The 20,019-nt window shown below is 70.0% G+C and carries 16 protein-coding genes and 1 pseudogene; 11 read left to right on the forward strand and 6 right to left on the reverse strand.

The window, feature by feature from the left end:
* Positions 1–173: 173 nt before the first annotated feature.
* A complete protein-coding gene (locus ACWEIJ_RS17785) occupies positions 174–1,274 on the reverse strand; it encodes a DUF4034 domain-containing protein (RefSeq protein WP_449838257.1) in 1,101 nt (366 codons plus the stop codon).
* Positions 1,275–1,302: 28 nt separating this feature from the next.
* Positions 1,303–2,811, reverse strand: a complete 1,509-nt coding sequence (locus ACWEIJ_RS17790) for a M48 family metalloprotease (protein ID WP_449838258.1) — start codon at positions 2,809–2,811, stop codon at positions 1,303–1,305.
* Positions 2,812–2,923: 112 nt separating this feature from the next.
* Here ACWEIJ_RS17790 and ACWEIJ_RS17795 point away from each other — a divergent pair, with 112 nt between their 5' ends.
* From ACWEIJ_RS17795 to ACWEIJ_RS17805, 3 genes and pseudogenes are all read left to right on the forward strand, one after another.
* Positions 2,924–3,106: a hypothetical protein gene (locus ACWEIJ_RS17795; protein WP_449838259.1), complete on the forward strand. Its 183-nt coding sequence runs from the start codon at positions 2,924–2,926 to the stop codon at positions 3,104–3,106.
* 222 nt (positions 3,107–3,328) lie between these two features.
* Entirely contained in the window at positions 3,329–3,727 is a 399-nt protein-coding gene (locus ACWEIJ_RS17800; protein WP_449838260.1) for a DUF3040 domain-containing protein, read from the forward strand.
* A gap of 54 nt (positions 3,728–3,781) precedes the next feature.
* Positions 3,782–3,904, forward strand: a pseudogene (locus tag ACWEIJ_RS17805) (helix-turn-helix domain-containing protein); the annotation flags it as partial.
* 164 nt (positions 3,905–4,068) lie between these two features.
* Here ACWEIJ_RS17805 and ACWEIJ_RS17810 read toward each other — a convergent pair.
* Genes ACWEIJ_RS17810 through ACWEIJ_RS17820 form a run of 3 tightly spaced genes read right to left on the reverse strand, consistent with a single transcriptional unit; the run spans position 4,069 to position 8,865 of the window.
* On the reverse strand, positions 4,069–6,543 hold the full coding sequence (locus tag ACWEIJ_RS17810) for a transglutaminase TgpA family protein (protein WP_449838261.1): 2,475 nt from the start codon (positions 6,541–6,543) through the stop codon (positions 4,069–4,071).
* A 1-nt stretch (position 6,544) separates the two neighbouring features.
* Positions 6,545–7,810 (reverse strand): DUF58 domain-containing protein, encoded by a 1,266-nt coding sequence (locus ACWEIJ_RS17815; protein WP_449838262.1) that lies wholly within the window; start codon positions 7,808–7,810, stop codon positions 6,545–6,547.
* 2 nt (positions 7,811–7,812) lie between these two features.
* On the reverse strand, positions 7,813–8,865 hold the full coding sequence (locus tag ACWEIJ_RS17820) for an AAA family ATPase (RefSeq protein ID WP_449838263.1): 1,053 nt from the start codon (positions 8,863–8,865) through the stop codon (positions 7,813–7,815).
* 578 nt (positions 8,866–9,443) lie between these two features.
* Here ACWEIJ_RS17820 and mraZ point away from each other — a divergent pair.
* The 5 genes from mraZ (at position 9,444) to ACWEIJ_RS17845 (ending at position 14,920) form a co-directional block, all read left to right on the forward strand.
* Positions 9,444–9,875, forward strand: a complete 432-nt coding sequence (gene mraZ / locus ACWEIJ_RS17825) for a division/cell wall cluster transcriptional repressor MraZ (protein WP_394616373.1) — start codon at positions 9,444–9,446, stop codon at positions 9,873–9,875.
* Positions 9,876–10,041: 166 nt separating this feature from the next.
* On the forward strand, positions 10,042–10,995 hold the full coding sequence (gene rsmH / locus ACWEIJ_RS17830) for a 16S rRNA (cytosine(1402)-N(4))-methyltransferase RsmH (protein ID WP_449838264.1): 954 nt from the start codon (positions 10,042–10,044) through the stop codon (positions 10,993–10,995).
* On the forward strand, positions 10,992–11,612 hold the full coding sequence (locus ACWEIJ_RS17835; protein WP_449838265.1) for an FtsB family cell division protein: 621 nt from the start codon (positions 10,992–10,994) through the stop codon (positions 11,610–11,612). The genes rsmH and ACWEIJ_RS17835 overlap by 4 nt, the downstream gene beginning before the upstream one ends.
* The gene (locus tag ACWEIJ_RS17840; protein WP_449838266.1) at positions 11,612–13,522 is read left to right on the forward strand and encodes a peptidoglycan D,D-transpeptidase FtsI family protein; all 1,911 of its coding nucleotides are present in this window, start codon (positions 11,612–11,614) and stop codon (positions 13,520–13,522) included. The genes ACWEIJ_RS17835 and ACWEIJ_RS17840 overlap by 1 nt, the downstream gene beginning before the upstream one ends.
* Before the next feature lie 288 nt (positions 13,523–13,810).
* Positions 13,811–14,920 carry a putative glycoside hydrolase gene (locus ACWEIJ_RS17845; RefSeq protein ID WP_449838267.1) on the forward strand — a complete coding sequence of 370 codons (1,110 nt, stop codon included), beginning with the start codon at positions 13,811–13,813 and terminating at the stop codon, positions 14,918–14,920.
* A 7-nt stretch (positions 14,921–14,927) separates the two neighbouring features.
* Here the strand turns inward: ACWEIJ_RS17845 and ACWEIJ_RS17850 are convergent, their stop codons facing one another.
* The gene (locus tag ACWEIJ_RS17850) at positions 14,928–15,677 is read right to left on the reverse strand and encodes a universal stress protein (RefSeq protein WP_449838268.1); all 750 of its coding nucleotides are present in this window, start codon (positions 15,675–15,677) and stop codon (positions 14,928–14,930) included.
* Between the two features lie 275 nt (positions 15,678–15,952).
* Between ACWEIJ_RS17850 and ACWEIJ_RS17855 the strand changes: the two genes are divergently transcribed.
* Genes ACWEIJ_RS17855 through mraY form a run of 3 tightly spaced genes read left to right on the forward strand, consistent with a single transcriptional unit; the run spans position 15,953 to position 20,018 of the window.
* Positions 15,953–17,479: a UDP-N-acetylmuramoyl-L-alanyl-D-glutamate--2,6-diaminopimelate ligase gene (locus ACWEIJ_RS17855; RefSeq protein WP_449838269.1), complete on the forward strand. Its 1,527-nt coding sequence runs from the start codon at positions 15,953–15,955 to the stop codon at positions 17,477–17,479.
* On the forward strand, positions 17,476–18,936 hold the full coding sequence (locus tag ACWEIJ_RS17860) for a UDP-N-acetylmuramoyl-tripeptide--D-alanyl-D-alanine ligase (protein WP_449838270.1): 1,461 nt from the start codon (positions 17,476–17,478) through the stop codon (positions 18,934–18,936). Before ACWEIJ_RS17855 ends, ACWEIJ_RS17860 begins: the two co-directional genes overlap by 4 nt.
* Positions 18,933–20,018 carry a phospho-N-acetylmuramoyl-pentapeptide-transferase gene (gene mraY / locus ACWEIJ_RS17865; protein WP_449838271.1) on the forward strand — a complete coding sequence of 362 codons (1,086 nt, stop codon included), beginning with the start codon at positions 18,933–18,935 and terminating at the stop codon, positions 20,016–20,018. Before ACWEIJ_RS17860 ends, mraY begins: the two co-directional genes overlap by 4 nt.
* Position 20,019 lies beyond the last annotated feature (1 nt).

Consider the following 20,019-nt stretch of genomic DNA (forward strand, 5'->3'; position numbering starts at 1 on the left):
CGAAGTCGCGCCCACACCCGGCCGCGCCACACCCGACCCGCACCCAGGACCCGACCCGTGCCCAAGCCCGCCTGCACCACACCGGCCGATACCCAAGGCCCGGCCCGCACGCAAAGCCAGGCCCTCACCTAAACCCGATCCGCGCCCCAAGAACCGGAGCCCCCGAATGCCCCCTACCGAACCGGAGCCTTGACTCCCTTACCCCGAGCCATCGCCTTGACCGCTTCCCCTCGAAACGCCAAGAACACGAGCCGAGGCTGCTCGGAGTAGTCCCAAGGCCCGGCATCGGCCAATGCCCCCAAAGCCCGGAACTGCCCCACCGCCTCCTCGAACCGCTGCAGCCGCATCAGGGCGAAGGCCGCATACCCGCGGTCGTCCCGCACCGAGTACGTGTCCGAACCCTGGTCAGCCAACCGGTCCAGCAACGCGTCCAAGGAGGCCACCACCGCAGGCGTCTTCCACACGTCCGGAGAGGTGCTCTGCGCCTCGTAAGCGGCGTGCAGCGGCCACGCCAGGAACTTCGGTGACTTGGCGGCGGCCACGAGCGCGAACTCCAGTGCCATCTCGTCGGAGCCGTGCCATTTGCGGCACCAGTACTGCAGGGCTTGCTGGTGTCCGTTGTGGTGCAACGGATCTCGTGAGATCAGCTCGGTCCAGATGGCCCGGAACTCGTCGTGCGAGACCTGCAGGCCGCGCGCGAGGGTGAGCATCGTGTTCCAGGGGGTCGGGTCCTCCGGCAGCACGGCGGCGGCCACGGCCGCGGCCTCGCGGGCTTCGAGCAGTACTCGGTGGAAGCCGTCGAACTGCGAGCGCGTGGTCTCGGAGGCGGCGGCGCTGCCGCGGATGTCCCACGCCAGGGACACCAGCGACATCGCGTGCACGACGGCCCAGTGCGGGTCGCCGGGGCGGGCGGCTTGCCAGGCCGTCATCCAGGTGTCGTCCTTGGCGGCGAGGTCGGCCAGGGCCCACACGACGCGTTGGCGGCGGTCCCAGTCGCCGAGGGTGGTGGTGACCAGGTCGGCGGCGTTCTGCCAGTTGCCGGCTCGGACGTCGTCCTTCACGGCGGCCAGGGCCAGGTCCTCCATCGGCGTGGAGGTGGTCACCTCGGCGTCCGGGACCAGGCCGTAGCGCTCGGGGTGGGTCTTGGGCAGCACGTGGGTCGCCACGACGTCGGTGGGGAGGTCCTCGATCTCGACGCCGAGGCGCTTGGCTTCGCGCATCAGGCGGATGACGGTGATGAGTTCCTTGGGTTTGAAGAGGAGTGAGAGGACCACGGGATTTCTCCAGTCGGAACGAGAGCGGTCAGCGCGCCGGGCGGTAGTCGGGTGCGACACCGGCCACGGCCAGTGCGGCGCGCAGGCCCTCGGTGCTGCCCTGGTCGGCCACCGCGGCGGTCAGGTGGTCCGCCATGTCGAAGTCGCCGGAGGAGGTGATGAACGTGGCATGCCCCAGCCAGTCCAGTTCCCAGCGGGCGAGTCCGGCGTCCGAGTACGCCAGCGCCACCAAGGCGGAGAGCTCGGGCAGCACCTCGTCGCGGGCCATCTCGCGGCGGGCTCGCGCGCCGGCTTCCCGGTTGCCGGGGGTGGCCGTGCTCAGGTCGGCGAGCCGGCCCGCGTCGAGCGCGTCGAGGACCGTCGTCAGTGACGGCGGCTGGTTCATCGCCTCGGCGGCTGCCTGCAGCAGTCGTTGGGTGCCGTGCACCACGCGGGCGCGGGCGCCGATGTGGCCGAGCGTGGCCCAGTCGACGCGCTGCTTCGAACGGGCTTCGGCCTTCAGCGAGTTCAGCACGGCCGAGTCGAGCAGCGGCATCGCGTCGGTCAGCAGTTCGAGTGCTGGGCGGTCGCCCCATCCCGACTCGGGCTCAAGGGCCAGGGCGTCGATGGCGGCGATGCGGTCCGGCAGCGGCGGGTGCGAGTCGTACGGGCCGCGGTCGGGGTCGGACGGGTGCCGGCGGATCTCCTCCAGCTCCTCGTGGAGCTCGGGAGCGGTGCGCAGGCGGGCGAAGCCGTCGAAGAACGTCGCGGGGAGGTAGCCGAGCTCCCACGCGACGGTGAGGTGGCGGTCGGTGAAGAGCTCCCACGCGACGTCGATCACCGGCAGTTCGCGCAACGCGGACGAGGCGGCCGAGGAACCGGCCAGCTGAGCCGAGAAGCGGTCGGCGGCGAACTCCTGGCGCCGGCCGATGGCCCGGGAGACGCGGAGGTAGAGCTTGGCGTAGCTGCGGAACAGCTTGACGATCATGCGCTGGAACCAGTGCTCGGCGTCCATGTGCGAGCCGGCGCGCAGCATGGCGTTGCGGCCGGAGACCACGACTCCGGCGAGGCGGGTGTCCTTGTTGGCGTAGTGCCCCAGCTCGTGCGCGAGCACGGCGATGAGCTGCTTCTCGGTCAAGGAGGTGAGCAGAGGAGCACCGATGAACATCCTGCGCTTCAGCACGCGCAGACCGAGGAACCGGGTGTCCTCGGTGACCCCGGCGTTCGCCTCGGCGAAGATCCGGATCTCGTCCGGCGGGCGGGTGCCCACGTCGGCGGCCAGGCGGCGGACCAGGTCCCAGAGCGCGGGCTGCTCCTCAGGTGTGACGAGAGTGCCGGGCACCTCGCCGTCGTGCTCGCGGCGCTCCAGCGAGATCAGGCCCTTGCCGAGCGCGAACACCACGGGTGCCACGAAGAACAGCAGCTTCAGGCCGACGAACGGACGGTTGATCAGGGCGTACGCCTCGAGCGTGAGGAGCCCGCCGATCAACCCGAGGGCGAGCACGTAGAACCCGACGAGCAGCGCGACCGCGATGGCAGCACGCAACGAAACACGCATGAGCAGAGCGACCTTCCCCCAGTGCCGCGCGCAGATGGCGGCAGCACGCAGTGTGCATCATGGACGGTCTCGACTCAACGCCGATTGAGCGCGGTGAGCCCGCCAACCGCGCATGGCTCGAGGTGCTGCGGCAGAGAAGGCGTGGCTCGACCGCGGCACCAGGACCGCGGACGCCGCGGGCAACACCGGTGAGGTGACAACCATCCGCGCCTACCGGGCACTCCCAACTGAGACGGGTGGCGTGGCGACGTCACGCTCCGTGCCGGAGGCGCCGGCGAGGGGGCCGGACACGTGAACGCGCGGCTACAAGAGCCGCGGTGAGGCCTCACGACGGCCTCACCGCTGCCCTAGAAGGATGATGGTGACAGAACCGACCGTATGAGAGGGCCGACTGGGTAGTCGCCGGGCCGCGCGGATCGTATCCTGGAGGGTGACGTCCCCAGGGTGGGTCGTCCGCCGGGTTCGGCGGAAACCGAGTACACCCGGCGCCCGCGACCGCTGTGCCGGAGGAGGAACGATGCCACTCTCCGAGCACGAGCAGCGACTGCTCGACCAGATCGAGCGCGCGCTCTACGCCGAAGACCCGAAGTTCGCATCCACCGTACGAGGCGCCAAGTTGCGGCGGCCGTCCAAGCGACGCCGTGTACAGGGCATCGTGTTGTTCGTAGTAGGTGTGGCGGCACTCGTCGCCGGTGTGAGCTTCCTGTCGAAGCTCGCCATCGTCGGGATTCCCGTCGTGAGCGTCTTCGGCTTCCTGCTCATGTTCTTCGGCATGCTCATCACCCTGACGACGCTGCGTCGCGGAGACCAGGTCGCCGAGGGGACGCAGGAAGACGGCAAGCCGACGCGCAGCCGCAGCTCGTTCTCCGAACGGATGGAGGAGCGCTTCCGTCGTCGCTTCGACGAGGAGCAGTAAGTCTTCAGACCGAAGGGCCCGCCCCGAGAGGGAGCGGGCCCTTCGCATCTCAGGGCTCATGTGGCCAAGGAGCTCGGTGTCTCGCGACAGTGCGCGCACCGGTGGCTGCGACGCTTCCGCGACGAGGGCCCAGCAGAGCTGGCCGATCGGTCCAGCCTGCCGCATCGCACGGACACGTGCCGGGGTCGAGGACCGTGTTCTGACCTCGCGGGCTGACCCGCCACGGCGTGCCGAGGCGGGCCGAATGCCACCCGCTGACCGCTCGGCATCCGCGCCACGCGGCACTCGACGGGCACGCGCCCATCACCGCGTTCAGCCGCCGACCTCACGACCAGGTGCACCTAGACGCCGACCGGCTCGCGTTCCGGCGTCTCTGCCACCGGGGCCGGGCTCGGCTTGAGCACCGACTTCGGGAACAGCCGCGCCCGCAGCGACAGCGGCGCGTTGTGCCGCAACGACTGCCGCACCGCGGCCAGTGCGCCGGGCAGTGCCGGGTCGGCTGCGGGGTTCGCGCTGTACCAGGAGCGCTCGATCGCGCCGATGACCACGCGCAGGCCGTCCTTGCCCGCGTCGTCGAGGTTGTGCTCGCGGGCCAGCCGCCGGGCGGCGGTCCGGATCGTCTCGGACGGCGGCACGGGCGCGCCGCGGTCGATCGACTCCGCTATGAGCTCGCTCCACGCGGCCGTGGCCGCGCCCGGACCGAGCGCTGCCACGGTGTGCAGGCGGTTGCGGCGGCGCACCGCGCGCACGAGCAGCGGGGTGAACACGAGGCCCACGGCCACCAGGAACACGGCGAGCCACCACGAGATCAACGCGGCCGCGAGGCCGACGCCGATCAGCCACAGCCCCGCCGCGGCGGGGATCAGCAGCTTGCGCGCCCACGTCACGCCCATCAGGCCCGCGCTGAGCACACCGAGCAGCGCGAGCACGAGGAGCAGCGTCAGCAACGCCGCCAGCACCAGCACGACGCCCAGCGCCCACAGCAGCCACGCGGGCGTCTCCTGCTCGGCGGCCTGCTGCTGGCCCTGGTCGCCCTGCTCGCCGTCGGTCGCCGTGGACGGCTTGGCCGAACCCGACGCGGAGGGCGCCACCGTCTCGGTCTTGGTCTCGGCGGTCGGCTGCTCCTCCGCACCCGGCGACGTCTCGCGCAGGTACGGCGGCACGATGCCGCGGCCGTCGGAGATCGGGGTCGGGTCGAAGGTCATCCAGCCGTGGTTCGGGAAGAAGATCTCGACCCACGCGTGCGCGTCGTCGGTGCTGATGACGCGGTACGAGTTGTCGGTGCTGGGCACGCCGGCGGTGAAGCCGATCGCGACGCGGGACGGCAGGCCGACCACGCGGGCCATCACGGCCATCGCGGACGCGAACTGCTCGCAGTAGCCGACCTTGCCCTTGGTCACGAAGTCGGTCAGCGCGTCCTTGGTGACGTCGCCCTGGGTCTTGAGGTCGTACTTGAACCCGTTGACCGGGTTGTTGAAGAACGACGTCAGCGCGGCGGCCTTGTCGAAGTTGTTGGTGGCACCCTCGACGATCTTGTTCGCGAGGGCGACGACCTGGGGTTCGACGCCGTCGAACTTGTAGTACTCGGCGTCGACCGCGTTCTTCGAGTCCGGCGTCAGGCGCAGCGACTGCTTGGTGGGCGTCGAGAGCACCGTGTCGAGCGTGTACGGGTCCGGCTCGCGCTCCCGCTGGCTGAAGATCACGCCCTTCTTGACGTCGAAGCGGTAGTCGTCGTCCGGGGTCTCGATGCGGCGGACGGCGCCGTAGGTCGGCAGCCAGAAGCTCCGCCAGTCGCGCGGCTCGATGTCGATCCGTGTCGTCTTGCCCTCGCCGCGGTCACCTGCCTGCGGCGGCAGCTCGCCGCGCGCGGGCTGGCCGCCGGGGTCGGTGCCGCGTTCCCAGCCCTTGTCCGGCACGTACTTGGCGAGCGTGGTCGCGCGCATGTACGTCGGTTCGGTCATGCCGCGCACGTAGAACACCTCGGCGGTCCGGCCGCGGTTCAGCATGCCGCGCAACGACGTCATCTCGCTCAGCCCGATGCCGCCCTTGCCGCCACCACCGCTGCCGCCCATCGGCAGCCGCCCGACCGTGCCGACGATCGTGAAGCCCGCGCCGACGATCAACGCGATCACCATCGCGATGGCCGCCACCGCCGTCGCCGAGCCGCCGGAACCGCTCGCCGAACCCGAGCCGAGCCGGCCGCGCCACGCCTCGTGCCGGTGCTGGCCGTCGACCGCGAGCAGCATCGCGAACGCCGCCGCGCCGAGGACGAACGTCCAGAACGGCAGCATCTCGTCGGCCAGCGACGCGGGCACCGCGAACACGCACAGCAGCACCAGCCCGGACGCCGCCGGGGCCGCGGCGGCCACCGCGAGGGTGTCGACCAGCACCGCGACCAGGCCGATCGCCAGCACCACGAGCGCCTGGATCGCCGGCGTCGCGTGCACCGGCGGCACCCCGGTCTGCACCTGCGCGACCGACTCCGAGAGCACGTCGCCGAGGTCGCCCAGCGCTTGCGGGCCGGGGATGAACAGGAAGATGCCCGACCGCGTGTGCAACGCCGTGAGCAGGCACAACAGCACGAACACCTGAGCGATCGCGACCAGCGGCGGGGTCAGCCTGGTCGCCCGCAGGAACGCGCCGGTCACGGTGATCGCGACGATCACCACGCCGATCCGCACGAGCCACAGGTCGCCCTCGATCACCCCGGACAACGCGGTCGACGCGCACAGCACGGCGAGCGCGGCGATCCACGGCGTGGCCGACGTGAACCACTCCGGTTCGGCGCCCTTCGCGGGAGCGGAACGCGACCCCATCTCAGCCCACCTCCGAGCGCATGGACGGCCCCCGGTGGCTGGCCGAGGCGCACAACTCCTGCCACACCTGCTGCATCGACGCCGACGGCTTGGCGATCGCCACGCCCCAGCCCGCGCTGCTCAGCAACCGCCGCGCGTCCTCGGGGTCGGGCGCGGTGGCGTCGGAACCGCCGGCCCAGGCGTTCACGTCCAGCAGCACGGCCAGACTGCGCATGCCGCGCGGCCGGTACCTGATCAGCTCTTCCACCGACGCCGGGGACACGCCGCCGAGCACCGCGATGACCTCCTGGCCAGCGCCGGGGTCGATGCCGGCGCTCAGCTCACGCCGGTGCGAACCCTGCAGCGCGGCCAGCGAGTCCAGCACCACGTGGTCGCTGTGCCCGCCGTCGGACGACCCGCCCGCGAGCACCCGCCCGTCCTCGGAGACCAGGCGCACCTGGTGGCCGAAGTGGTGCAGGTGCAGGCAGATCGAGGCCACGAACGAGATCGCCCATTCCAGCGATGCGGTGGGGCCGCTGCCACGGTGCGCGTACACCCGGTGGTCCAGCAGCACCGTCGTCCCGCCGCGCCACGGACGTTCCTCGACGCGCACCATCAGCTCGTCGCGCCGGGCCGTCGACCGCCAGTGGACCTTCCGCAGGTCGTCGCCGTGCCGGTACGGGCGCACCACGGCGTCGTCCTCGCCCTGACCGGCCCGCAGCCGCACCGAACCGTCGTCGCCCGCGCCCATGCCGGAACCGCCGGGCAGCCCCGACAGCCGCACGACGCGGGGCACCACGACCAGGCGCGACCGGCCGGCCAGCTCGCGGTCGAACTCCGCCAGGCCGAACGGGTCGGTGATCCGCGCCATCAGCGGACCGACCTGCTGGATGCCGCGCATCACCGGCTTGAGCGGGTAGCGCAACGACGTGGGCGTGTTGCGCGGCAACCGTTCCACCAGGAACCGCGGCCGTGCGCCCAGCGCGTACGGCACCGTGTCCTCGAGCATCAGCCCGCCCGTCGGCAACCGGCCGGTGCTGCGCAGGTCGAGCTTCACCTCGGACGCGGCCCCGACCGGCACGCGGCTCGGCGCGAGGAACCGGGCGGCGTGCAGCCCCACCCGTGCCCTCGTCGCGAGCCACGCGGCCAGCAGGGGCAGCGCGATCACGAAGGCGGCGACCCGCAGCAGGTCGCGTTCGTTCAGCACCGCGGCGCACACTCCGGCGGCGAACCCCGCGGCCAGCAAGCATCTTCCGCGTGTGGTCAGACCGGAGAGTGCGGTGCGCATGGTCAGCGTGGTGTCCCTGCGTTGTTGTTGTTCATGCTGCGGACAAAGGCTGCGCTCGGGTCGAGCGCAGCGGTCGGCACGGGAACCCGCTGCAGGAGCGCCCTGATCAGCTCGGCGGGCGACCGCCGAGCGGCCTGCGCCTCCGCGGTCAGCACGAGCCGGTGCGCGAGCACCGGGATCGCGATCGCGTGGATGTCGTCGGGCACCACGAAGTCACGACCCGCCAGCGCGGCTTGCGCGCGTGCGGCGCGCACGAGGTGCAACGTCGACCGCGGCGACGCGCCCAGCCGCAGCTCCGGCAGCCGGCGCGTGGCCGACACCAGCTCGACGGCGTACCGGCGCACCTCGGGGGAGAGGTGTACCCGGCGCACGGCCTCGATCAGCCGCAGCACCTGGGCCGCGTCCGAGACGGGCCGCAGGTCGTCGAGCGGGTTGTGGCCCGCGTGCTCGTCGACCATCGCGAGCTCGGCGGCCGGATCGGGATATCCGACCGACACGCGCGCGGTGAACCTGTCGCGCTGGGCCTCCGGCAGGGCGTAGGTGCCCTCCATCTCGATCGGGTTCTGCGTCGCGATCACCATGAACGGCGAGCCGAGCGGATAGGTGTGCGCGTCGACCGTGACCTGGTGCTCCTCCATGCACTCCAGCAGAGCGGACTGCGTCTTGGGGGAGGCGCGGTTGATCTCGTCGCCGACCACGATGTTCGCGAAGATCGGTCCCGGCCGGAACTCGAAGTCGTTCTCCTGCCGGTTGTAGATGGAGGAGCCGGTGATGTCGCTGGGCAACAGGTCCGGCGTGAACTGCACGCGGCTCACGGTGCAGTCGATGGAACGGGCAAGCGCTTTCGCCAGGGACGTCTTGCCGACGCCCGGCACGTCCTCCACGAGCAGGTGCCCTTCGGCGAGCAGCGTCACGAGGGCGAGACGGACCACGTCGGGTTTGCCGACGAGCACCCGTTCGACGTTGGCGGCGATCCGCTGGACGGCGCCGTGCAACTCCCCCAGGACCTGATCGACCGGCGCGTGACTGTTCGCGCTTGGGCTTCCCGGTGTCACTAAACCTCCAGCAGCCGTGTCCGGAACACGGACGTGTGAGCGTTTCACGCAGTGTGTCAAACCACGGCTAAGCGTCGTTACCCGTAGTGTGAATCAATGACGCGCGGGTCTTCCGGCGGTTGTCGCCTGCCCTGACCCCCGTGACCGTTTCGTCATCACGGTAGCGGGCCGCACCGACAGTTCCAGCGAGCCGCCCGCCGACGCCCATGCCCGTCTGCCTTCAGTCCAGTCGAACCGGCTGCGACGTGCCCCGCACCCGCGGGCCGCACCGGGTTCGCACCACCAGTTTCCACGTTCCCCCACCACCGCGTCTCAACCCATCGTTTTGGCGGAAATTTCTAGGCCGTTCGAGTGGTGAATCGGGCCAGAACCCTCACTCGCGCAGGTGGAGCCGGAGCGGGTCCCCCACCGTCCCCCCACGCCTCCCCACCTCGTCTACCTGGGCAAACGAGTCACGAGTTGGTGTGTAAACACCTGTTTCAGCGTTGACTGTGGTGAAAAGTGGGGTACTGTGGCGGCCGGTGGGGCAGACGGGGGCTCCGCTGCCGGTCCGTCGCCCGGCAAGGGAGGTGGCTGCCGTGTTCCTCGGCACTCACTACCCGCGCCTGGACGACAAGGGTCGGCTGACACTGCCTGCGAAGTTCCGGGACGAACTGGCGGGAGGTCTCATGGTCACCAAAGGCCAGGACCACTGCCTGTACGTGTTTCCCCGGGCTGAGTTCGAGCAGATGGCGAGGAAGGTCGCCGAGGCGCCGTTCACCAACGACGCCGTACGCGCCTATCAGCGGTATCTGTTCGCAGGTACGGACGAGCAGCGTCCGGACGGTCAGGGCCGCGTTCTGATCGCACCGGAACTGCGCCGGTATGCCGGGCTGACCAAGGAGTGCGTGGTCGTCGGCGCGTTCACCAGGTTGGAGATCTGGGACGCGCAGGCCTGGCAGACCTATCTCGACGAGCACGAGGACGGCTACGCCACGGCTCGCGAGGAGGTCATACCGGGCGTCTTCTGATGGCGGTCAGCCGAGCAACAGGCCGGATGTTCCACACGCGATTCGGGTGCCGTGAGGCCTCGGTCCGCTCGACTACCGGCCCTGGCGCACCTTCCCCGGCGCCAGGTCCGACGGGCGGGCGGGGACCTGACGTCACCCGAACGCGCATCAGGGGAGTCGAGGAACGATGGATCAGCCGCGGCACGTTCCGGTGCTGCTGGACCGCGTCCTGGAACTCTTCGCTCCGGCGCTGGCAGGCAGGCCCGCCGTCGTGGTCGACACGACGCTCGGCATGGGCGGCCACTCCGACGCGCTGTTGAGCGCTCACCCGGAGCTGACGCTCATCGGGCTCGACCGCGACCCTCAGGCGATCGAGATGGCGGGCAAGCGCCTGGCGCGCCACGGTGATCGCGTTCATCTCGTCAACGTCACCTACGACCACATCGACGAAGCCGTGGCGGACCTCGGCCACTCCCGTGTGGACGGTGTGCTGATGGACCTGGGCGTGTCCTCGTTGCAGCTGGACGAGGAGGATCGCGGGTTCGCGTACTCGAAGGACGCGCCGCTCGACATGCGGATGTCCAAGGGCACCGGCATGACGGCGGCGGACGTGCTCAACACGTACTCGCACGGTGATCTCGCGCGGATCCTCTCCACCTACGGCGAGGAGCGGTTCGCGGGCAAGATCGCCTCGGCGGTGCTGAGGGAACGCGAGAAGGAACCCTTCACGAACTCCGGGCGGCTCGTCGAGCTGCTGTACAACGTCGTCCCCGCGGCGTCGCGGCGCACCGGCGGGCATCCCGCCAAGCGGACGTTCCAGGCGCTGCGGATCGAGGTCAACGGCGAGCTGGAGTCGTTGCGGCTGGCTCTGCCCGCCGCGCTGGGCGTGCTGGGCGTGGGCGGCCGGATCGTCGTCGAGTCGTACCAGTCCCTTGAGGACCGGATGGTGAAGCAGGCGTTCGCGGAGCTGGCGAAGTCGAGGACGCCGCCGGGTCTGCCGGTCGAGCTGCCGGGTCACGGGCCGGAGCTCAAGTTGCTCACGAAGGGCGCGGAGCTCGCGTCGGAGCAGGAGATCGAGGACAACCCGCGCGCGGCGCCGGTGCGGCTGCGGGCGGCGGAACGGATCGGAGAACCGAGATGACGGCACCCGCGAGGGTCGGTGGGCCGTCGCCCCGCGACCCGTCGAGGAAGAAGGCCGAAGAGCAGGACAAGGCGCGGCGGCGGACCGCCGGTGCCGAACGTGCCTACGCGCGCCGGGCCCAGCGCGCCCAGAACCTGCGCGGTGGTGCCGCCGCGCCGCAGTCCAAGCCCGCGTCGAAGGCCCCGTTCGTGGTGCTGGTGATGCTGGTGCTGGGCGCGGGCGTCGCCGGGATCATGTACTTCTCGACCCAGGCCGCCGCCGACACCTACCGCCTGCAGGAGGCGAAGGCCGAGGCGGAGAAGCTGCAGTTGCGGACCGAGCAGCTGCGCCGCGAGGTCGCGTTGCTGGAGTCGCCGACCGACCTCGCGCGCCGGGCGGGCGAGATGGGCCTCGTCGAGCCGACGAACCCGGCTCGGCTGCGGCAGAACCCGGACGGCTCGATCGAGGAGTTCGGCAAGCCGAGCGCGCCGACCAAGTCGACGCCGCCGCCACCGCCGTCCTCCGAGACGCCGACGCCGCCCGCGGGACAGCAGGGACAGACACCGCCCGAGGGGCAGAACCCACCGGCCGGGCAGAACCCGCCCGCCGGCAACCAGACGCCTCCGGCGGGTGGCTGATGCCGGGTCCGCAGCAAAGGGGGCCGCGCCGCCCGTTGTCGGTGCGCGGCCCTCGCCCCGCCGCGCGGCTCGGCGGCAACAGCCGGGCGCGCTTCGCCATCGGCCGCATCCTGCTGATCGGTGCGCTGGTGCTCGCGGCCGTGAAGCTCGTGCAGGTGCAGGGTCTGGACTCCAAGGAACTTTCGGAGCAGGCGAAGCTGCAGCGCACGACACGCCAGAACATCGCGGCCAGCCGCGGCGCCATCCTCGACCGCAACGGCAACCAGCTCGCGTTCTCGATCGAGGTCAGGGCGCTCTACATCCTTCCGCAGCGAGCCAGGAAGAACTGGGACGCCGCCCACCAGAAGGACCCGAAGCAGTACCCGCTCTCCTACGACGACCACATGCGCGAGGTCGCCAAGTTCATCTCCTCGACGCTCGGCCCCGAGGTCAACGGCGAGAAGACCGACGAGGAGACCGTCTACCAGCAGCTGGTCAAGGACATCAGCTACGAGGTCCTGGTCAGCGAGGCGGACCCGGCGAAGGCCGCGAAGATCGTCGCGAAGTACCCGGCGGAGATCGGCTCGGAGTACCGCGCCAAGCGCATCTACCCCAACGGCGAGCTGGCGTCGAACATCATCGGCGCCGCGAACTGGCGCCAGGAGGAGAAGCCGCCGACCACGCAGGGCATCCTCGGCCTGGAGAACTCGCAGGACAACGTGCTCGCCGGCCGCATGGGACGGCGCGTGGTCGACACGATGTCGGGCGACGACACCCTCGTCATCCCGAACACCGAGCAGGAGCTCGTGCGGCCGCAGCCGGGCAAGAGCCTCGAACTCACGATCGACATCGACACCCAGTACGCCGTGCAGAGGATGGTCACCGACTACGCCAAGAAGTCCGGCGCCAAGACCGCGTCGGCGGTCGTGCTGGACAGCCGCACCGGCGAGATCGTCGCCATGGCCAACGACAAGACCTACGACCCGACCGACTTCGGCAAGGCGACCGACGACCAGCTCCGCAACGCGGCGGTCTCCTCGCTGTTCGAACCGGGTTCGGTGAACAAGATCGTCACGGCGGCGGCGGCCGTCGAGTACGGCCTGTTCAAGCCGGACGACGTGCTGCAGGTGCCGGGCTCGATCAAGGTCGCCGACCGCACGATCAAGGACTGGTGGGGGCACGGCACCGTGCCCCTGTCGTTCACCGGCGTCTTCGCCAGGTCCTCCAACGTGGGCACGCTGATGGCGGCGCAGGAGGTCGGCAAGGAGCGCTACGCCGAGATGCTGCAGAAGTTCGGTCTGGGCCGGCGCACCAACTCCGGTGTGCCCGCCGAGGAGGCCGGCGTGGTACCGCCGCTGAACCAGTGGTCCGGCTCGACGTTCGGCAACCTGCCGATCGGCCAGGGCCTCTCCATGACGTTGCTGCAGATGACCGGCATGTACCAGGCCATCGCCAACGACGGCCTGCGCATCCCGCCCCGGCTGATCCGCGCCGAGATCGGTGAGGAGGGCGCCCGGTCCGAGAAGCCGCGCCCGGACGGCGTGCGGGTCGTCTCACCGGAGGCCGCGAAGACCGTCCGCGAGATGTTCCGCCACGTGGCCCAGGTCAACCCTCGCGACGCGAACCAGACCGCCACCGGCCCCCAGGCCGCGCTGCCCGGCTACCAGATCTCGGGCAAGACCGGTACCGCGCAGCAGATCGACCAGAACTGCAAGTGCTACTCGCAGTCGCAGTACTGGATCACGTTCGGCGGCATCCTCCCGGCCGACCACCCGCGCTACGTCGTCGGCATCATGCTCGACAACCCGCACGGCACCTCGCTCAGCGGCACGGCGGCGCCGTTGTTCCACGACATCGCCACCTACCTGACGCAGCGGTTCCAGATCCCGATGTCGGCCGAGCAGACGCCGTACGTGCAGCTGCAGATGTAGCCCGTCCGGCCGGGGCGCGCATTGTTGATGACGCGCCCCGGTTTCTCAAGTGATGTGAGACACGCGCAGGCGTGACAATGGTGGAAATCACCGACTTTTCCGATTAACAGTGAAAATTTTCGCGTTGCTCACTACAAATGAGACGAACTTTGTCCCGTCTAATGCTCCGAAATCGGAGTGCAAGGCGAGATGGGGTTCGGCGTGCGTTCATTCGGAATTTCGATCTTGGCGGGTGTGCTGGCGGTGACCTTGGTGCCCGCAGCTCAAGCGGAGGAAGGTGGCCCCTCCGTGAAGTCGTACTGGCTGCACATGAACAGCACGCCGACCACCGACGAAATGATCACGGAGGAAGCCTCCCGCCGTTCGTACGTCGTGCTCAACGCGTGGGAGGGTGATCTTGCCGCGAAGTTCAAGGCGGCGAATCCGAAGATCCAGACCTTCGTCTACAAAGACCTTTCCTCGACCCGCGGCTACGCGTGTGAGAACGGCGTCGACAACACCGATCTACCTACGGGTGTCGGTTACTGCGAGGCCTCGGACAATCACCCTGAGTGGTTTCTTCTGGACTCGAACGGTGAGCGTTTCGAGTACAGCGGATATGAGGGCCACTGGCAGATGGACGTCGGCAACACCGACTACCAGAACGCCTGGGCCGACAACGTGATCGCGTCGTCGCGCAACGTCTTCGACGGCGTGTTCATGGACAACGCGCTGTTCGCCTGCGACACCTACCACGACGGCGTCTGCCCGGCCGAGTACCCGACCGACGAGGCGATGCGCGACGCATACCGCTCGATGCTCGCCAACACCAGGCAGAAGTTCGTCGACGCGGGCCTCAAGACCGTCGCCAACATGTCCAACGCCCGCCTGCACGAGGGCGCGTGGGACAGCTACGTCGAGTACCTCGACGGCGGCTTCGACGAGTGGTGGCTGACCTTCGGCGACGAGGACCTGCTCTCCGAGTACCCGGAGGGCTGGAGCCGGCAGGTCGCGGAGATCGCCGAGAACGAGGCCAAGGGCAAGATCACCTGGGTGCAGCCGCACCACAGCGGCGCCGCGCAGCCGTTCCGCTACGCCTTCGCGAGCTACCTGCTGGCCGCCGGTTCGCACGCGGCGATCTCCGAGATCGCGGAGGTCGACCGCTACGACAACGCCTCCGCGTGGCACCCCGAGTACGACTGGAACCTGGGCGAACCGGCCGGCTCCTACTACGAGGTGACCACCAACGTCTTCCGGCGCGACTTCGCGTGCGGCACGGTGCTCGTCAACGCGAACAAGACGGGCAGCCGTGCCGTCACCGTGCGGCTCTCCTCGCCGCACGTCAACGAGAAGGGCGCGTCCGTCCGCTCGGTGTCGCTGCCGGGTACGACCGGGTCGATCCTGCGCAAGGCCTGCTGAGCCGGGCCTACGGCACCACCCGATCGTCGTGCAGCGGCTCCGGCCGAGCCACGAGAACCGGGCAGGAGGCGTGGTAGAGCGCGGCACGCGTGATCAGGCCGACGCCGTCGTTCTGCCCACCGCGGCCCACCACCACGAGATCGGAGTCCAAAGAGGCCAGTGCCTCGTGCGGGTGCCGGGACTCGACGACCACGTCGGGTGTCAGTTCGGGGGCCGTGGTGCGCAGGAACAGCACCGCGCGCCGGACGGCGGCCTCGTCGCGGGGGACGACGACGCCGTGCTGGGCCGGTGGGTGGACGTGCAGCAGGCGCAGCGACGCTCGGCGGGTGCGGCAGAGCTCGACCGCGCGCCGCAGCACGACCGGGTCCTCGCACCCGCCGACGGCGGCGGTGATCCAGCCGTACTCGCCACGGATCGCCGGGGGTCGTCCGCGCACCACTACGACTCCGCACCGCGCGCGGCGCAACACCGGGAGGACGAGGGAGCCCAGACCCAGGCTGCGGTGCTGTTCGCCCTTGCACCCCAAGACCAAGGTCGCGCTGGAATCCGACGCCCTCACCAGTGCGGCCACCGGGTCGTCACCGCTCGGGCGGAAGTGGGCGGTGAGCATGGGGAGTCGTTCGAGCACCCGCTGGACCGTCGTGTCGCCGGGGTCCGCGAGGTACACCTGAAGATCTGTTCGCAACGACCACGCGTGGCGCGCCGCCCACTCGAACGCGTGGTACGCGGTTTCGGAGGTGTCGACCCCCACCGTCACGGAACGACTGAAATCCGGTGCCCAGAAGGAAAACCTCCTGGGTTGCACCGTCGTGGTTGTTCTCATCGCCGCCTCCTGCCGCCTCTACCTCACCGCGCGTGCCGCGGTGTCCACAGGGTCGGAAGTCACAAACCGCGCAGGAACTTGTTCGGCCGGTCGGGCTCACTCCTGAAGACCAGCGCAAACGGCCACTCGATCGGCCCATCGCGGCCGATCATCACCCGAACGCCAACGCGCCGCTCGGCCACTCCGTGCACGCCGGTAGCCTCTTGCCCGTGCCTGCCAAGCTCGAGGGCAAGGTCGCGACCGCCCCGCCCCGCCCCGCCCGCATCCGACCTGCATCCGTGGCTGCTCTCGCCGCGGTCGCCGACGTGCACCTGACCAGGCCCGCGCATGCCGACGTCCAGGTGACCGGGGTGACTCTGCGTGCCCAGCACGTGGTTCCCGGTGACCTCTACGCCGCGCTGCCCGGTGCTCACGTGCACGGCGCCGACTTCGCCGAGACGGCTCTCGCGAACGGTGCCGTCGCGGTGCTCACGGACGAGGCGGGAGCCGCGCGCGAGGCCCTGAAGGACGTGCCCGTGCTGATCCACCCGCGGCCGCGCGAGGTCGTGGGGCTGCTCGCCGCGCACGTCTACGGGCGGCCGTCGACCAAGGTCAGGCTGTGGGGCGTCACCGGCACGTCCGGCAAGACCACCACCACGTACATGATCGAGTCGGTGCTCCGGGCCGCGGGACGGCAGACGGGTCTCATCGGGACGGTCGGCACCCGCATCGGCACCGAGCAGCTCGGCAGCTCGCACACCACGCCCGAGGCGCCGGACCTGCAGGCGCTGTTCGCGGTGATGGCCGAGCGCGGCGTCACCGACGTGGCGATGGAGGTGTCGAGCCACGCGCTGCAGCTGGGCCGCGTCGCCGCCACCGAGTTCGAGGTCGGCGCGTTCACCAACCTCAGCCAGGACCACCTCGACTTCCACGCCGACATGGAGGAGTACTTCCAGGTCAAGGCGCAGCTGTTCGACGGACGGGCGCGCAGGGAGATCGTCTGCGTGGACGGCGACTGGGGTCCCCGGCTCGTCAAGGACCACACGATCACCGTCGCCACCACCAAACCCGCCACGTGGACCGCGAGCGGTGTCGAGGTGAGCCAGACCGGTGAGCAGACGTTCACCGCGCACGGCCCCGACGGCGACCTCCGCGTCCACCTGCCGCTGGCCGGTACGTTCAACATCGCGAACGCGCTGGTCGCCATCGCCTGCCTGCACGCGGAGGGCATTCCCGGCGAGGCGATCCGGGACGGCCTCGCGAACGTCCAGGTGCCCGGCCGGATGCAGCGCGTCGACGAGGGCCAGGCGTTCACCGCGGTCGTCGACTACTCGCACAAGCCCGCCGCCGTCGCGCTCGCGCTGGACGCCGTGCGCGCCAAGACCGACGGCCGGGTGATCATCGTGCTCGGCTGCGGTGGTGACCGCGACCGGGCCAAGCGCCCGCTGATGGGCGAGGCCGCCGCGCAACGCGCCGACGTGTTGATCATCACCGATGACAACCCCAGGAGCGAAGACGCGTCTTCTATTCGGGCCGCCATGCTCGAAGGGGCTCTCGCCACCGAGAACAGGGGCGAGGTGCTCGAGATCGGTGACCGGAGGCTCGCCATCGAGAAAGCCGTCGAGCTCGCACATCCGGGTGACGTCGTCGTCGTGGCGGGCAAGGGACACGAGACGGGACAAGAGATCGCCGGCGTGATCCACCCGTTCTCGGACGTCGAGACGCTGACCGCCGCGATCAGAAAGGCGCACCGTTGATCGCACTCACGCTCGCCGAGATCGCGGAGATCGTCGGCGGACGGTTGCACGCAACCGACGGCAGCCCGGTGGTGACCGGCTCCATCGAGTTCGACACCCGCAAGATCACCGAGGGCGGCCTGTTCCTGGCGCTGCCCGGTGAACGCGTGGACGGCCACGACTTCGCCGCGCAGGCGGTCGCGTCCGGTGCCGCCGGCGTGCTGGCCGGCCGGGAGGTCGACGCCCCCGCGGTGATCGCGCCGCCGGTGCCGACCAGGCACGCCAACGCCTACGTGCTCGCCGGCGACAAGACCGGCGAGGGCGCGGCGGTGCTCGAAGCGCTCGCCAAGCTCGCCCGGTACGTCACGGACCGGCTCAAGGACCTGACGATCGTCGGCATCACCGGTTCCGCGGGCAAGACGTCCACGAAGGACCTCATCGCCCAGGTGCTGAGCCCCACCGGGGAGACCATCGCGCCGCCCGGCTCGTTCAACAACGAGCTCGGCCACCCCTGGACCGCGCTCAGGGCCACGGAGGACACGAAGTTCCTCGTGCTTGAGCTGTCCGCGCGCGGCATCGGCCACATCGCGAACCTCTGCGAGGTCGCCCCGCCGAAGTTCGGCGCCGTGCTGAACGTCGGCAGCGCGCACCTGTCCGAGTTCGGTTCCAGGGAAGGCATCGCGCAGGGCAAGGGCGAGCTCGTCGAGGCACTGCCCGAGGACGGCGTCGCGATCCTCAACGCCGACGACCCGCTGGTCGCGGGCATGGCGAGCCGCACCAAGGCCAAGGTCGTGCTGGTCGGTGAGAACCCGAACGCCGACGTGCGCGCCGAGAACATCGTGCTCGACGAGCAAGCCCGTGCGACCTTCACGCTGAAGACGGCGAAGGGCGACGCGCAGGTCAGGCTCGGGCTGAACGGTCTGCACCAGGTCGGCAACGCCCTGGTCGCCGCCGCGATCGCACTGGAGCTGGGCGCCACGCCGGAGGAGGTGGCGCAACGGCTCGGTGCCGCCGAACGGGTTTCCGCGCACCGCATGGTGATCACCGAGCGGGCCGACGGCGTCACGGTCATCGACGACGCGTACAACGCCAACCCGGACTCGGTGCGGGCGGCGTTGAAGGCCCTCGCGACGATCTCGCGCTCCACCACGCCCGCCCGCCGCAGCTGGGCCGTCCTCGGCCCGATGGCGGAACTGGGCGACGACGCGGTCCGCGAGCACGACGAGATCGGTCGTCTCGTGGTGCGCCTGGACATCAGCAAGCTCGTCGTCATCGGTGACGCGGCCCGCGCGATGCACCAGGGAGCGCACCTGGAAGGATCTTGGGGAGAGGAATCCGTCCTGGTGCCGGACGTGGACGCGGCGATCGCGTTGCTGCGCGCGGAAGTCCGGCCCGGTGACGTCGTGCTGGTCAAGGCATCCAACGCCTACCGCCTGTGGCGCATCGCCGAGGCCCTGCTGGAGGCAGGAACCAAGTGAAGAGCATCCTGATCGCGGCAGCGATCGCACTCGCGGTGTCGATCCTGCTGACGCCCTACCTGATCAAGATCTTCTCCCGTCAGGGCTTCGGCCAGGAGATCCGCGAGGACGGCCCGCAGCACCACAAGACCAAGCGCGGCACGCCGACCATGGGCGGTCTCGCCATCCTGGTCGCGATGTGGGCCGGCTACCTCGGCACGCACCTGGTGAACTCGATGTCGTTGTCGGCGTCGGGACAGACCCCGTCCGCGTCCGGTCTGCTCGTGCTGATGCTGACGACGTCGCTGGGACTCGTCGGCTTCCTGGACGACTTCATCAAGATCCGCAAGGCGCGCAACCTCGGCCTGAACAAGACCGCGAAGCTGGTCGGCCAGTTCATCGCCACGATCACGTTCGCGATCCTGGTGATGCAGTTCCCGAACAAGGACGGCCTGACGCCCGCGTCGGTCAACCTGTCGTTCGTCCGCGACATCACCGTGGTCTCGTTCGGCGTCGTCGGGTTCATCGTCTTCTGCTACGGCATGGTCGCCGCGTGGTCGAACGCCGTGAACCTCACCGACGGCCTCGACGGTCTGGCCGGTGGCTCGTCGGCGATGGTGTTCGGCACCTACGTCGTGATCTCGTTCTGGCAGTTCCGCTACAACTGCTCCAGCTACGCCGTCGCCGGGTGCTACGACGTGCGCGACCCGCTGGACCTCGCGGTGATCGCCGCGGCCGCGATGGCCGGCTGCATCGGCTTCCTCTGGTGGAACGCCGCCCCGGCCAAGATCTTCATGGGTGACACCGGGTCGCTCGCGCTCGGCGGCCTGGTCGCGGGTCTCGCGATCGCGACCCGCACCGAGCTGCTGATGATCGTCATCGGTGGTCTGTTCGTGGTCGAGGCCCTGTCGGTGGCGTTGCAGGTCGCGGTCTTCCGCACCTCACGACGGCGCCTGTTCCGCATGGCCCCCTTCCACCACCACTTCGAGTTGGCGGGCTGGGCGGAGACCACGGTCATCATCCGGTTCTGGCTGATGGCGGGCATCTGCTGCATGTTCGGGCTCGGCGTGTTCTACAGCGAGTGGCTGACGGGCGGGTTCTAGG

The sequence above is a fragment of the Lentzea sp. NPDC004789 genome (assembly GCF_053601075.1).

Excerpts from the sequence above, each read along its gene's own strand:
- ACWEIJ_RS17790 (WP_449838258.1), bottom strand. The coding sequence starts at position 2,811 with ATGCGTGTTTCGTTGCGTGCTGCCATCGCGGTCGCGCTGCTCGTCGGG.
- ACWEIJ_RS17795 (WP_449838259.1), top strand. The coding sequence starts at position 2,924 with ATGGCTCGAGGTGCTGCGGCAGAGAAGGCGTGGCTCGACCGCGGCACC.
- ACWEIJ_RS17800 (WP_449838260.1), top strand. The coding sequence starts at position 3,329 with ATGCCACTCTCCGAGCACGAGCAGCGACTGCTCGACCAGATCGAGCGC.
- ACWEIJ_RS17810 (WP_449838261.1), bottom strand. The coding sequence starts at position 6,543 with ATGGGGTCGCGTTCCGCTCCCGCGAAGGGCGCCGAACCGGAGTGGTTC.
- ACWEIJ_RS17815 (WP_449838262.1), bottom strand. The coding sequence starts at position 7,810 with ATGCGCACCGCACTCTCCGGTCTGACCACACGCGGAAGATGCTTGCTG.
- rsmH (WP_449838264.1), top strand. The coding sequence starts at position 10,042 with ATGGATCAGCCGCGGCACGTTCCGGTGCTGCTGGACCGCGTCCTGGAA.
- ACWEIJ_RS17835 (WP_449838265.1), top strand. The coding sequence starts at position 10,992 with ATGACGGCACCCGCGAGGGTCGGTGGGCCGTCGCCCCGCGACCCGTCG.
- ACWEIJ_RS17840 (WP_449838266.1), top strand. The coding sequence starts at position 11,612 with ATGCCGGGTCCGCAGCAAAGGGGGCCGCGCCGCCCGTTGTCGGTGCGC.